Source organism: Sphingobacterium sp. MYb388 (genome assembly GCF_037479535.1).
GTDB lineage: Bacteria > Bacteroidota > Bacteroidia > Sphingobacteriales > Sphingobacteriaceae > Sphingobacterium > Sphingobacterium anhuiense.
In genome coordinates this window covers 771,165-785,640 of record NZ_JBBGYV010000001.1, presented here as the reverse complement: position 1 = coordinate 785,640, position 14,476 = coordinate 771,165, and the positions used below count along the sequence as shown (strand labels likewise).

Genomic DNA, 14,476 nt, shown 5'->3' with positions numbered 1-14,476 from the left:
CGATTTGTTTATAATTTTAAATGCGCCTTTCCTATTTCTTCAAATGAAAAGGCTTTATGGATACTCGTTTTCAAAAGGTTTTCTTTTAATAATAAAATAATTACAATATGCTTATATTCGGAAATTGCACAGATTAAAAAAATACACATCAACACGATGATCAATGGGAATCGATAATTTAATAGCTTTAATTTCAACTTACGCGAGGTTTTCTGAGACTGACATTGCGATTATTAAGTCAAAATTTACACAACATAAGTTTAAGCAAAAAGAATACATTCTTGAAGAAGGTCAGGTATCTACGCACCTACATTTTATTGCGATTGGCTTGGTACGCATCTTTTACGTAAAAGATGGCAAAGAAATAACGAGCTACTTATCGAGTGACAATGGTTTTGTTTCCTCCTATTCAAGTTTTATAAACCAGTCAAAGTCTTATGAATACATCCAGTGCCTGGAAAAATCGCAAACGCTGGCCATCACCTACAAGGATATGCAGGAGCTTTACGAAGCTGTTCCCCAATGGGAAAGAATAGGAAGATTTTTCTCAGAACAGAATGTGTTATGTTTAGCAGATCGGCTGTTAAAACTCCAATCTATTCTAGCCAAAGAAAAGTATCTTGAATTTTTAAAAACATCTTCTGAAAAAATAGTGCAACGGACACCCCTTATCCATATTGCATCGTATCTAGGTATAACTCCTGAATCATTAAGTAGAATCAGAAGCGAGATTTCTTAACATTTATCAAGGAGAAACAATAAGCGATTAGACATTTTTGTATAAAAAAAAACAAGAATGAAAGAGATCACTAAAAATGTATTCCAAATTCCGGTACTACCAAGAAACAGTATCAACTGCTATATCATTGACGATGTCCTGATTGATGCAGGAATAAGAAGTTCAAGCAAAACCATACTACAGGCACTTAAATATAAAAAAATAACCACCCATGCCTTAACTCATGCCCATGCTGACCATCAGGGAAGTTCTGCTGTGCTATGCAACACGTTAAAGATTCCACTCTGGACTTCTGAATTTGAAAAAAATAATGCGGAATCAGGAAATGTCACGAATGAATATCCGAATAAAAGGCACTTTATTGCTCGGTTTCAGCAATATTATTGGGCAGGAGAAGGTCATAATGTATCCCGTATTTTAAAGGAGGGCGACACGATTGGTAGTTTTATTGTTATCGAAACTCCGGGACATTCACCGGGGCATATTTCATTTTTTAGAGAGGAAGATCGGGTTTTAATCCTTGGTGATGTGCTTGTGAATATGAATTTAATAACGACTGTTACCGGATTAAGCCAACCACCCGATCTATTTACTAAGGATAAGAAATTGAACCTAGCATCTATTCGAAAAATCTATAGCCTAAAGCCCAAGATCATTTGTTTTGGACACGGCCCTGTTTTATATGATAAGGGAGAATTAGAACAGTTTATGACGAATCATTATTCTTAACAGAAAGTGCCTAATAAACTTATTATCAATAAGCATTGAAAGCATATAGCGAATGGAATTATTGATCCTAAATTAGTCATCATTCAGACTGAAACGACTTCAGAATCGATGGTTTTACTTGCTGCAAGCTATAATAAAAATGCTGATAAATTTCCAAATTCTCCTAAAAAGGATGTTATACTACTGGACGTATCTGCAAAAACGGCTTCCGTAAAGTTGGTTGCAGACGAATGGATCGACTATATGCATATTGTTAAACTTAATGGATCCTGGAAAATTGTTCATGTGCTTTGGCAATTTAACAACGCAGAACAGCATTAAATATCCATTTGAAATGAATGGTTGTTAAAAAGGTCGGACAGTAAAAGCAGCCTATCGGCGAGATCTCGAATCCCACTACTTTTCATCTGTTCTAAAAAGGCTCTAGAAGGTGCTCTAGAGCCTTTAATAATCGGAATGGGGTACCGAATTAAAGTTTTTATATTGTGTTACGCTAAATTATACATTTTTTTTACGGATTAAAAGAAACAACACAAATAAATGTCTCTTATACATGGAAAAATAGTTATAAAGAACCATTGAGAAATGAGTTACCTCTTCTAATGCCTTAGGATAAAATGATGAGAAGCTTAAGACGGCTTCAAATTAAAAAAAGTAAATTAACCCCAATGATAAAAGTGCTATCAACTCTCGCTCAGATCACTGGCTAAAAACCACTTACAACGCATGCACACAAATCTATTGTTATTAAACACAAAATTTATACTGTTTTTAAACAAGAATAGAAAATACTCAAAACTACAATTGCACTGTGTATGGTTTTGAACCGAGTTCTTACTTGTAACGTACACGTTATCCTCGGTCTATCGTTAAATTGCTTCGATCTCGCTCTTGCCTATTTCGTTGATTAAACTATAACTACGCGATCTCTAGGCTCTTGAAGCATTTAAACCTTATGCGTATAACTACCCGGTCATATTGCGCTACGCTAACGTATTTTGGTCTAGCTACAGCGAATATCAGATACTTTATAACGAATATAGCTTAGCCTTAGTCTTCCCCTTCCCCTCTATCTATATTTGATAGTATAAACTACAATTAATAACTCTTTAAAAACAAGAACATGAAAAAGATTTTAATGACACTTTGCGCTGTCGGATTAATGTCCTCAGCTGCATTTGCGGGATCGGGCAAGGCACCGATAAAAGCGAAAGATGCTGGAATATTCTGTGAATTCAGATTGAAATTCTATGATTCTAACGGGAATTATTTGGATACAGAAACAACTTTATCCTATCAGAGTACCGGGTCTTGTGGCGGTTTTTTTAAAACCATGAGATCGTACTATGCCTCACAAGGATACGAACTGAATTAACAAAAACAACTGATTATACACTAAAAATTACACATGATGAAAAAGCTATTATTTGCACTGATTGCCACATTTGGACTTTATGCTTCGAGCATGGCAACTGAAATGAATACTAAACATGTTTCTAAAGAAACTGCAGTAAAGAACGAAAAGGCATGGAGATGCACAATGTCTGTAACCATTTATGTGAACGGTGATGCTGTAGGTTACGATCATTACATCACAACGACCAATGGCTCGTGCCACACGTTCTTTAAAGCCATTAAAAAAATGTACACTGATCAAGGTTTTTCGATGAACTAGGATATCCTAAATTGAAAAGCTTTTCTAATCTGAGCCATAGTGTTATTTTTTCTATGGCTCAGATCATATTTATAGTGCTCTTCATATGCGCTATAACCGAATCTACAATTAAAATATAATACCCATGATACGTAATGTAATTTTACTGCTTTTAGCGGTAAGCGGAAGTCTAACTTCGAAAGCCCAACAGCTGATGGCGAGTTACGAATATATTCCCTCGCCCGTCGCAACCTTTAAAGAGGATGTCTATTATGACGGTACTGTAAAGATTGCGGTCCGCGACTCGATTTCGCTAAAAAAAGAAACAACCACAGGCCAGTCTGAAGATGAAATGGAGTCGAGTGAGCTTTCTGTTGTGCTGGATGTAGGCAAAATATTCCGTAAAATTGTTATCCAAGATCCTAAACAAAAGGGACTGATAGAAACCCGATCACTGGACAGTAAAAACTACCTGGTAGAAGATCACACCTTTAAAGCGATCAACTGGAATACCGATTACCCGGAAGAGGAGAAATTCGGAGATAAAATGTGTAAAAAAGCGACCGCAGACTATCGGGGTACAAAAGTAGTAGCCTATTATGACCCGTCTATCCCTGTACCGGCCGGACCGTACAAATTTGGAGGGCTTCCTGGTCTTATTGTGATGCTATATACCGAAAGTGCTCATCCGCACTATTGGTTACTGAAAAAGGTCTCCTACCCTTTCGAAGGTCAGATTCCTGTAGACCGCAACTATGTACAAACCTTGCCTACGATGTCACTGAAAAAATATGTAGAGCAGGATGAACGTAAGATTGCAGAGCAGATGCGCATTATGCGTTCCAAACTACCTGAAGGGGTTGAATTCAGTACCGAAAATAAAACGAAGACTCGAGGCACAGTAGAGCAGGTGTATGAATGGGAGCATGGTTCGAATTAGCTTTTTGCTGTTATTTTTAATACAGTTTTCACAAAGTTACTGCCAAACCTTGATACGGGGTAAGGTAACTGCACCATCGTCTACCCCAGCTGGTATTCGCGTCAATCTCGTTACTGAGAATGGTTCTGGAGGCTCGCATTACTCCTTTACAGATGCTAAAGGCCTATTCCTCTTTTCAGGGGTAAGTCATGGAAATTATACGCTTATTTTTCAGTCGCTGGCCTACAAGTCCCTCAACAGATCCATTCATCTCAGTTCAGATACGCTGGAACTTTCAATCGAGCTGGAAGAAAGCAGGATACAGCTGCAGGAGGTATATGTAGCACCAAAAAAATTTATTAGAGCCGGGCGCGATACTATTGAACTTGATGCCAAAAACTATCTGCAGGGTGAAGAACGTACCGTTGAAGATCTGTTGCGCAAGATTCCGGGTATGCAGATCAGTGAAAACGGCACGATCAAAGTGGGTAACAAAGAGATCGAAAAGGTTATGGTGGAAGGAGATGATTTATTTGGAAAAGGCTACAAACTGCTCACGCAGAACCTCACCGTACATCCGATAGAAAAGGTACAGGTACTGCAGCGATACTCAAACAATAAGCACCTGAAAGGAGTTGAACATTCTGAAAAGATAGCACTCAACCTGACCCTCAAAAGTGAAAGTAAATCGCAATGGGTAGGCAGTATCGATGCGTCAGCAAGTGTAATCCCTATTGAGTTTTACAATGCACAGGCTAATCTGATGAATTTTGGTAAAAAAACAAAATATTATCTATTGGGATCGGCCAACAATAATGGTCTGGAGACGCTACGTGGTATAGACCATCTCATCTTGAGCCAGGATCCGAACGAACCTGGTCAGGTGGGTCTCCAGGTCTCAACTCCTTCCCTATTGGAGAACAAACCGAGCTTAAATGAGTTTGACCCGCAACGGTCAAACTTCAACAACGACAAGCTTCTCTCCTTCAATGGCATCTTTTCGCCAAGAAAAGATCTGAAGATAAAATGGCTGGGCTTTGCCAACAGCAAGAAAAATAGTTTTGTGAGGCAGAGCTTATCCGAATATGCGATTGAAGATGTAAAATTCACAAACCAAGAAGATCTTCATTACACCAATTCGGATATTAATTATTTCAGCAAAATGGAACTTCAATATGATCCTGGTAAAAATTCGACCATTACATATATAGGTACATTGGGCAATATCAAAGCTAATGATATCGGCGAACTGACATTCAATGGTATCGGATCATTGGAAACGATCAAAAAACGCAGTCTACTTTCAAACCATTTACTGAGCTACACGCAGAAATTAGCGGAACGTGCCGTACTGGTATCTTCATTCCGCTGGATCAGGCAGCATTCCCCCATCAACTATGCGGTAGACCAGTACCTTTATGGCGATCTGTTCGAAGCTGAAGGTATAAAGGCTGATAGTATAAAAAACGTATGGCAGGATACCGAAAATAATGTGGAATATTATGGAATGATCTCAGAGTTAGTAAAGCGCGATGCGAAAGGCAACCCGTTCAGTGCTTCGATAGCGCATGAAATTACGCTTCGTGGCTTCAATTCAGCATTCTATCTGATGAATGGTTCTGGAGAAACTTATCGTCCAAAGGATTTTTTTAATCGGTTGAATTTTGAAGAACACAATACAGCATTATCTGCACAATATACCTGGAAATCCCGAAGGCTGGAGTTGACACCGAGCATCACAGCACGCCTGCTTCACTCTACCTTACAGGACAAACTTGCTCCACAGGCCCAGTCCAGCATAAATAAATTATGGTCTCCAAAAGCGACTATTCTATGGAGAACACATAGCAAAGGGGAACTGCGCAGTGAAGTTTCCTACCAAATGAATATGTCGCAAAATGCTCTTGATGTACTACCCAACTTTGTTTATAAAGGAAACCGGACTTTTTCAAGTGGTTTAAAAGAAAATCCCATCCTGGATATATTTAGTGTCAATGCTGTCTATACTTTAGGTAAAATGACGGATAAACTGTATACAATCTTATCGGGTGGATATAGTCAGCAGTTCGATTACATCGGACAACAGCAAGAACTGAATCCTGACTACAACCGCAACAATCTTGTTCTTTTTAAAAACAGAACGCTCACTTATTTTAATGCGCAGCTGAACTATTTCGTCGCTGGAATAAAAGGTAATATACGACTTACCGGGGATGGTCAGCTGGCAAATTACCAGACGCAGGTCAAAGGACTTCCACCCTTACCGATACAAACGGCAGTTTACCAGCTAAGTCTGGACTACCGAAGCGTCTGGGAGAGTCCGATCAATATTTTTACTGGACTGCAGTTCTATAATTCGATACTTCGAAATGGATCAACAAGAAGCGTTGTCCAGTCTAAGTTTGAAGCGAACATCAATGCCCGCTTGAGTAAAAAAATACGTACATCACTGAAAAACGAATTGTACCGATTCGAAAAAGGGCAGTACAGCCCAGGCCAGTATTATCTGTTCTCGGACTTTTCTCTACAGTATTTTATCCTAAAAAAAATGCAATTGGAACTTACAGCAAAAAACATCTTCAATGTAGATACATTTACGCAATCTGTGCTTTCGGACAGCCATCAGTCCACCCAATCTTATGCGCTACGTCCAAGACAGGTTATGCTTGGTCTAAACCTGAGTTTTTAACGAACCTTGGAAAGTATGTGCAATCCGATCCTTAAATAAATAAGATTGACAGGTGACAGATTTTGCTAATATTTCAATAGTACGGGTACTTTGCATTACCTTTAAATATAATTTACATTCATCTAGCATGGCTTCTACCAAAATAAACTATATTACCGTATTATTGCTTACGCTGTTGCTGTTTTCTTGCGGTGAAAGTAGTAGTTCTTCCAGCACCTGGGAACAGGAAAATAACACTTCAGAAAAAGATTATATTGCTTTTCTCATATCCACAGATACTTTACCGCTAAAGGCAAAAATACAGGCCATAACCTTAGAAGACAGTATCCTTTCGAAAAGGAAAGATAGTGTATCAAAAGCAATGCATTATTTCTTTCAGGCGAAGCTTAAATATTGGGGAAACGATCCTCAAAATGCGTCTGCTTCGCTAGATAGTATGAACGTGCAGCAACAGTCTGGCGATCTCTATTTTTTAAAAAAATCGGCTTCGCTTGATCAGCAGACTAGCGAAAGCAACGTGGTGGATGCTGCTGTCATGAAAAAAATACAAGAACTCCTTCAAAAAGCAGAAAATGCATCCAGTAGGATCACTTACCTTTTTTATGACCTCACCGCCAAGTCATTTTATCAGAATAAAAACGAAAAGGCGGCAGCAATATATGTGGACAAATATTATCATGCTCACCCCTATAAGGAGCACCCTGTTATCAAACGACGATACTACGATATGATATTCTTGCTAGCATCCCGACTGGATGATTATGAAAAAATGGCAAAATACAACAAACTGGCAAAACAGCTGGCATTAGCCTCTAACGATAACCTCGCCCTGGCACGTACCTACGACAACGAAGCGCAAATCTACGCCCGTATGGGATTCTATGATGAAAGTCTAAAGATGAGCAGAGCGTTTGTTTCCATTTTAGAAAAAAACAACGATATCCATGATGTAGCTTACAACAATTTAGCCAAAAGCTTTATAAATATCGGCCAACTAGATTCTGCAGTATATTATTACAAAAAAGCGATTGCAATGAATAAGAAGAATATGTCAGATAAACCTAGATATCTTCTTTACAAAGGCCTGTCCGAGGCCTATGTACTACAAGGTGATTACAGAAAAGCATATGAAACCTTAGATATGGCTAGCCAACTAGAAGTAAAAACGATTAAAGAGATCGAAGCGGCTAATATTGCGGAAATAGAAGAGAAATATGAAGCAGAAAAAAAAGACCGTAATATTCTGACCTTAAAGAGTAAAAATCAGCATAATGAAGACATTATTAGGCAACAGAAATATATGCTGTTTTCAGGTCTAGCTTTGGCAGCTGGATTACTGGCACTTATTTATAACGTATATCAGCAAAAAAGTCTTAAGCAAAAAAACAAACTACTAAACAGTGATAACAGTAGACTAAAACTGGAGCATAAACTTTTGCAGACCCAGCTCAATCCACATTTTGTTTTCAATTCCATAGCCAACCTGCAAGGTCTCATCGCAACAGGAGACAGCACAGAATCTGTACGTTACCTTTCTTCGTTTTCCCAATTGCTACGGGATATACTGGAACAGAGCCGGATGGATTTTATAGATCTAAATGAAGAAATTATCTCGCTCGAAAATTATATCCATTTGCAACAGATGCGCTATCCCAACCTTTTCGGCTACCGCATAGATATAGATGAACAACTGGATACCGAAGAGGTATTTATACCACCTATGTTGTTGCAACCTTTTGTAGAAAATGCGATCGAGCATGGGTTTAGGAATATTGCTTATAAGGGCGAACTTATTATCCGGGTTGAATTAGAGAAAAATGAAATTATCATAACAATCGATGATAATGGAAGCGGTCTAACACACCAAAAAACATCAAGTCAGAAAAAGAAATCATTGGCGCAAGATATATTGAGAGAACGTCTGCAGTTATTATATAGACTCAATAATCAGCATGCACATTTTGAGCTCATTGAAAAAAAAGCCTTTGGCAAACAAGGCATTAGCATTAAAATAAATTTACCCATTATCAAAAATATATAAGGAAACTATGATAAAGGTCTACGTTTTAGAAGACGAAAAAATTATTCTGCGCCATCTGCTGCAGATACTGAATGAAATGCCTGACATCAAGGTGGTTGGCTATACCGAAGGGATCGCTGAGGCGGCAGTGGAAATACCTTTTTTAAAACCAGATGTGATCCTTGCTGACATTAGACTGAAGGATGGCAATAGCTTTCAATTGTTTGATGAGATCGGAACAGAAAATTTCCAGATCGTTTTTTTAACAGCATACGATCAGTACGCCATTGAAGCGCTGAACCTGGGAGCACTTGGTTATCTTTTAAAACCTGTAAACAAAGAGTCCCTGCATGCCATGCTGGATAAATGCCGACAGCACCGTGGGCAAATGACTGTGGATCTGGAACGTGTTACTCTAGCAAAAGATCACTACCTCTCTCCGGAAACCCCGTTAAATCGGAGGATTGCACTCAAAAGTCAAGAGTATATCGAAATCGTATCGATGGATGATATCATTTACTGTAAAAGCGATAAAAGTTACACTTCGTTTTTTCTCACAGATAAAAGAGAGGTGCTGGTCTCTAAAGGGCTCAAGCTCTATGAGAATATGCTGACTAGATGTGGTTTTCTCCGTTGCCATCAGTCTTATTTAGTAAACTTCTTATATGTAAAAAAATACTATCGGGAGGGTTTTCTCGAAATGACCAATAAAGAAATGATACCGGTATCAATTAGAAAAAAGGAAGAGGTCTTATTGTATCTGGAAAATTTAGCCTGATAGCTATCTTGCTTCACCTTCTTATGCATTAAAATTAAATGGTACAGGATGCAAAACTGCTATAAGCTATAGGAGTTTTGCATCTGATTGATAATAAATCGTATTAAAATATTTAATAGGATTCGATCATGAAAGCAGGAAATCACCAAGAAATGGATAATACTCAAAAGATTTGAAAGCTCTTCAGACCCTTGACTAGCAATTTATAGTTGCTTTGTTTTATAGATGTAAATATTAATTGATTCTAAGAACGTATATATCGAATTACTAACGCTGAAGCGGATAATTATATCTTACAGTTTAAGAAATTTAGATTATAAAAAGTTACATAGAAATAAGAAAACCTTCACGATTTAAAAGATAACAATCTGTATATTTATAAATTACGGTTACAGATAAGTAATCCATTGTTTTATTATTACTCCAATCATTATGCGAAAATTTTATAGTTTAGTTTCTTGCGGTTACTTAATTTTCACGCTAACTTCATGTTTTTCGTCTCATTTGACAACTCAAAATCAAATAAGACAAGCAATACCTCAAAGCCGATTTGCAGATGCGCAATCAGTTGGTATGAAAAAAGAAGATATTATAAAAAAATTTGGCCTTCCATTATCAACTTCTGCTGAAGTGAAAAAGGATGTGGGAAACGAAGATTTACACTACGTAGAAGTTTTGGGCGATATAAAATTATTTACTACTATTACTTTCCAGAACGGGATTGCAATAAAACAGAAGGTCGATCAAATAACGTCCAACTATGACGATCGTTTAAAAAAACTTGAAAAAGACCTAAAAATTCTGCAGACACCGAGACTCTATAACTAATAGCCTGATTTATTTTTTCAGAAATATAGATCTATAGTTTATAGTCTATATTACAAAGTTGAAATAACCATTGGTTTAGGTGTACTTTATTGCCTTTTATTTCCATCTTAAGGAATATAAAAATTAATTTAAGTAATTTGAACTTTAAATGTAGAACGCATTTTCATAAAAGTTGCTATTCATTAATCTCATATATTCTATTTAGAAATCTTAATTCTTGTTTTTCAACTTTCTCTTTCAAAAATGCTTTACACATTGCTTCTGTTATCTCTGAATTATGCCCATCCACGAATAAATAAAAACTCCAATCTGTAAATCCAATATTATCGTTTTCAAATTCAATATCCACATCTTCATTTTTAAATCTAAAATCGCAACCATAACCATGAAAAACATATCCTTTAATCTGAGAATTTTTGATGCCAAAATTTCGATTTTGAATAAGTCCTTGGTTTTTTCGCATCAAGATTTCTTTCTCCCCAAAATTTTCCAATATATATTGCAATACTAATTTTAACTTTTCAATAAATTTGGAATAGATGACATCTAGATCTCGCATGTTTATCAGAAAAAAATTACTGTAATTACTTTGTTCCTTTCACAAGTAAAAGTAATAATCTTCTGGCCTTATTCCTAAAAATTAAAGTATTTAAGATTCAGTGATCTGTTAATACTTTTTTCGAATAATCAATCTTATCTGGTCCAAATGAGGGACATGATTATTAAAATGATCCAATTTTAGTGACATCTGAAAATTTCGAGTAAAATATTGCGAAAATCTCCCTATGATTGTAAAATGGAAATCCTAATAGTCTTGGATCTAGACGAAACTCTGCTTTATGCTGTGCAAAATAAACTCGAAAGAGATGAAGACTTCAAGATGGGTTCATATTTCATTTATAAAAGACCTTATTTAGATCACTTCCTTACGTTATTAGCAAGGGATTTCAAATTAGCGATATGGAGTTCGGCAGACGATGTTTATGTAAAACAATTGGTTGAAAGAATCAAACCTGCGCATATTACATTTGAATTTGTCTGGGGAAGATCGCGAACGACAAAAAAACGTAAAAGTGTGACTGATGACTACTACTTTGTAAAAAGATTATCTAAAATCAAGCAAAAAGGATTTAAGTTGGAAAGGACGCTTATAATCGATGATACAGCTGAAAAATCAATGCTAAACTATGGTAATGCAGTCCAGGTAGCTGAATTCACCGGGGACCCTGTGGATGATGAATTGCTACAGTTATCGAATTATCTTCAAACACTGAAAGACGCCGAAAATGTTCGCATAATTGAAAAAAGATTTTGGAGAAATGGATAATTTAAATGGTTTTTCTTCACCGCGTAATAACTCCATTACTGATCATTTAGGCATTGTTCTCCATTCTTCTTGAAGAATACTGTAAACATACGTTCCTTTACTTTCACCATAAGACTGAATATTGTAATTTCTTAAAAGCCCTTCTTTAACCGCCCCGATCTTTTCTATTGCTCTTTGTGATTTGAGATTGTTGATATCTATTTTAAATTCTACTCGACGTAGATCTAAGATGTCAAAGGAATAGTCAAGGAGAAGTCTTTTACAAATTGCATTTATACCTGTTCCTTGATATTTTTCGCCAATCCATGTCCATCCGATTTCTAATCTTTTATGCTGAAAACTGATATTTCCAAACATCGTTAATCCGATTGGATCACCGTCTTCCTTCCTGATAATGATGAGTGGGTATAATTCCTTTTCCTGTTTTGCATGAAGACAGAAATTAAAATAATCTGTTAGATCATTTCTGTTTTTTACTCTTGCTCCAAATTCGCCTAGTGCTGTACTATAGCTAATAGATTCTATTGTATCAATATCATGAATGGTCAAAGGGCGCATAAAAATTGACTCGTTTTCAAGAATCAATTCAGATGAGAAAAATGTTTCTATATTCATTTTTGTGCTTGTGGCTTATAGTTGCTTATACTAGCCTAATATACATAAGTTCCGCAATACTATTTATAACAGTAGTTTGATTCTTTTAAGTTGGAGTTTTTTTTAAATAGACGGGTTGTTCGTACTTCCTTAAATAGTTAAATGATAAATTCAATATCAAGGAGTACCATCATTGTGAAAACATAATACAAACTGAATGTATTATTTCCAAAAGTGCGATACTTTTAGAAACAATACACTTAGTTTGTGTTGACGGCTATAAAATTAATAGCATGATAAAAATGCAATAATGACTGCCCTAGTCCCAGAAAGGATTTTGAACTAAATTTTTATTCTTATCAATTTCCGACTGAGGTACTGGAAACCAATAATTTTTTTCTGAGAAAAGACGTTTCTGATATACTGACCTTTTGAAAAACGCTTTCGGATTAGCATCGTTATCATCTTTTTCTGTACCAGAAAAATTCATTCCATAAAAATTACCATTAATGGTCTGCTCTCCTATTTTCCATCTACGAATATCGCGATAACGAATTCCCTCATTGTTAAGCTCTACACGTCTTTCTTGACGAATAGCCTGACGTACCTGTTCTTGACTGCTTGGAACGGGTAATGCGGACGGCCCTGTTCCATATTGTGGAATACCTCCCCGCTCCCGAATTAAATTTAAATATTTCAATATGTCGGCGTGACCAGGGTTACTTTCATTTAATGCTTCGGCGTAATTAAGATATGCTTCTCCTAAACGATAGAGAATACCTGGCCGATAAGGATTCGTGCCGTTGCGAGGGTCATAATCGGGGTGTACTTTTTTTCGTACCAGGTACCCGTTCTGTGGCGCATCATGTGTCGGTCCACCATCCCAGCTTCCTAAATAAAATTCAGTTGTTCGATTTTCTCTCCTAAACCAAGCGCCGTTATACAGCACAGAAATATAAAACCGTGGCTCTCGATGGGTGTACATGTTAAAAGTTCCCTGTAGGGTTACAATACCTCCTCCTTTGGATTCTGCCCATTGTGTATTCCGAATTTCATTGGCAGTTGAAAATCCTTTCTCCCGATACCCTGAGAGGGGATCATTGATGGTACGCCCATTTTCCATATAAAATGCATCAACCAATGATTGGGTGATTCCTAAACCTCCATTGCCTCCTGTCCCACGAGGCTGGGCATGTCGATCGTATTCACCAAAATCTGAATTAGGTCTTGCGAATAGTATTTCTTTATTGCCATCTTGCGGTCTTCTGAACATCATATTCAGATACGACATAAATGGATCTATGCTTCCATCTGCATTATATTCATAATAGAGCTTATGTCCTGAAGCTTCAGCACGATCGATAAGCAATTTACTGGCTTGGGTGGCAATGGCCCACTTATTTGCATCGAATGTTGCATTATAAATGGCCTCTCCTTTATTATTTACAAAAGATTTGTAGGCGCTATTGCCATTAACTAAGGGGCTTGCCGCAAATAAAAGTAATCTTGCTCTAACAGCTAAGCACATAATGGAAGTAGCTCTTCCATATTTTTGTGTATTAGTGTAGCTTGCAGGCAGCACCGCAGACAGGTCTAAAAGCTCCTGATCGATCCATTTGACGACATTATCAAATGGCGTTTGACCTAGCATTAACTCTTCTTCACTGCCATTGGGATCTGCCATACCGAGTTGAAAAGGTATTGCTCCGTATGTTTCCAGCAACAGCGAATAATAATAAGCAATCATAAAACGAGCTTCCGCCTTCATCAGGTTTACTTCGTCTTCGGTTACCAATTGTGCAGCATTTGGTTTGACATGTTCTAAAAAGATATAGGCAGAGCGGATTCTTTTAGGTAGCTCGCTCCAATAATTAGGATCCCAATCACTAGTCGGATTCCAATTGCCGGTTTGTTTTGCAAGTAAGGTCCAACCAAACTGTTCCCATCCTGTAGATGGCGCCATATCGTCTGATAGTGGATCCCAGCCGATCGAACGGGTATAGCCCCAATAGGGATCGGGAATATTACTATATATACCGGCAAGCCAATCCTCAGTACGCGTTTTATCATTGAACACCATTTCTAATGTCAATTGATCATCTGGCATCTTATCCAAATATTTTGTACACGAGGTTAGGGCAAAGGTTATAAAAATGATGGATATTAATATCTTAGATTTTTTCATTACAGTATTTTTAT

14 protein-coding genes are annotated in these 14,476 nt (G+C 37.1%); 11 read left to right on the top strand and 3 right to left on the bottom strand.

All coding sequences use genetic code 11. The annotated features are described in order from the left end of the window. The first annotated feature begins 163 nt into the window (after positions 1-163). The 10 genes from WH188_RS03540 (at position 164) to WH188_RS03495 (ending at position 10,356) form a co-directional block, all read left to right on the top strand. The gene (locus WH188_RS03540; RefSeq protein WP_339423267.1) at positions 164-739 is read left to right on the top strand and encodes a Crp/Fnr family transcriptional regulator; all 576 of its coding nucleotides are present in this window, start codon (positions 164-166) and stop codon (positions 737-739) included. A 57-nt stretch (positions 740-796) separates the two neighbouring features. Then, positions 797-1,468: an MBL fold metallo-hydrolase gene (locus WH188_RS03535; protein WP_132771160.1), complete on the top strand. Its 672-nt coding sequence runs from the start codon at positions 797-799 to the stop codon at positions 1,466-1,468. Between the two features lie 108 nt (positions 1,469-1,576). Continuing rightward, entirely contained in the window at positions 1,577-1,789 is a 213-nt protein-coding gene (locus tag WH188_RS03530) for a nuclear transport factor 2 family protein (RefSeq protein WP_445265584.1), read from the top strand. A gap of 802 nt (positions 1,790-2,591) precedes the next feature. Next, a complete protein-coding gene (locus WH188_RS03525; protein ID WP_132771158.1) occupies positions 2,592-2,843 on the top strand; it encodes a hypothetical protein in 252 nt (83 codons plus the stop codon). A 33-nt stretch (positions 2,844-2,876) separates the two neighbouring features. Continuing rightward, complete coding sequence (locus tag WH188_RS03520) at positions 2,877-3,143, top strand: hypothetical protein (protein ID WP_132771157.1); 267 nt, start codon at positions 2,877-2,879, stop codon at positions 3,141-3,143. 124 nt (positions 3,144-3,267) lie between these two features. Continuing rightward, positions 3,268-4,062 (top strand): GLPGLI family protein, encoded by a 795-nt coding sequence (locus WH188_RS03515; protein WP_132771156.1) that lies wholly within the window; start codon positions 3,268-3,270, stop codon positions 4,060-4,062. 49 nt (positions 4,063-4,111) lie between these two features. Continuing rightward, on the top strand, positions 4,112-6,730 hold the full coding sequence (locus WH188_RS03510) for a carboxypeptidase-like regulatory domain-containing protein (protein WP_339423266.1): 2,619 nt from the start codon (positions 4,112-4,114) through the stop codon (positions 6,728-6,730). Positions 6,731-6,857: 127 nt separating this feature from the next. Continuing rightward, positions 6,858-8,771: a histidine kinase gene (locus tag WH188_RS03505; protein ID WP_339423265.1), complete on the top strand. Its 1,914-nt coding sequence runs from the start codon at positions 6,858-6,860 to the stop codon at positions 8,769-8,771. 7 nt (positions 8,772-8,778) lie between these two features. Next, positions 8,779-9,528, top strand: a complete 750-nt coding sequence (locus WH188_RS03500; RefSeq protein WP_206368140.1) for a LytR/AlgR family response regulator transcription factor — start codon at positions 8,779-8,781, stop codon at positions 9,526-9,528. 432 nt (positions 9,529-9,960) lie between these two features. Beyond that, positions 9,961-10,356 (top strand): hypothetical protein, encoded by a 396-nt coding sequence (locus tag WH188_RS03495; RefSeq protein WP_168125920.1) that lies wholly within the window; start codon positions 9,961-9,963, stop codon positions 10,354-10,356. Between the two features lie 175 nt (positions 10,357-10,531). Here the strand turns inward: WH188_RS03495 and WH188_RS03490 are convergent, their stop codons facing one another. Further along, positions 10,532-10,915, bottom strand: a complete 384-nt coding sequence (locus tag WH188_RS03490; protein WP_168125919.1) for a DUF6896 domain-containing protein — start codon at positions 10,913-10,915, stop codon at positions 10,532-10,534. A gap of 237 nt (positions 10,916-11,152) precedes the next feature. On the opposite strand from WH188_RS03490, the gene WH188_RS03485 reads away from it, so the two are divergent. Then, complete coding sequence (locus tag WH188_RS03485; protein ID WP_021190196.1) at positions 11,153-11,683, top strand: HAD family hydrolase; 531 nt, start codon at positions 11,153-11,155, stop codon at positions 11,681-11,683. A 42-nt stretch (positions 11,684-11,725) separates the two neighbouring features. Here WH188_RS03485 and WH188_RS03480 read toward each other — a convergent pair whose 3' ends face one another. Together WH188_RS03480 and WH188_RS03475 are read right to left on the bottom strand one after the other, a co-directional pair. Next, a complete protein-coding gene (locus WH188_RS03480) occupies positions 11,726-12,298 on the bottom strand; it encodes a GNAT family N-acetyltransferase (RefSeq protein ID WP_168125918.1) in 573 nt (190 codons plus the stop codon). A gap of 298 nt (positions 12,299-12,596) precedes the next feature. Beyond that, entirely contained in the window at positions 12,597-14,462 is a 1,866-nt protein-coding gene (locus tag WH188_RS03475; protein WP_168125917.1) for a RagB/SusD family nutrient uptake outer membrane protein, read from the bottom strand. Positions 14,463-14,476 lie beyond the last annotated feature (14 nt).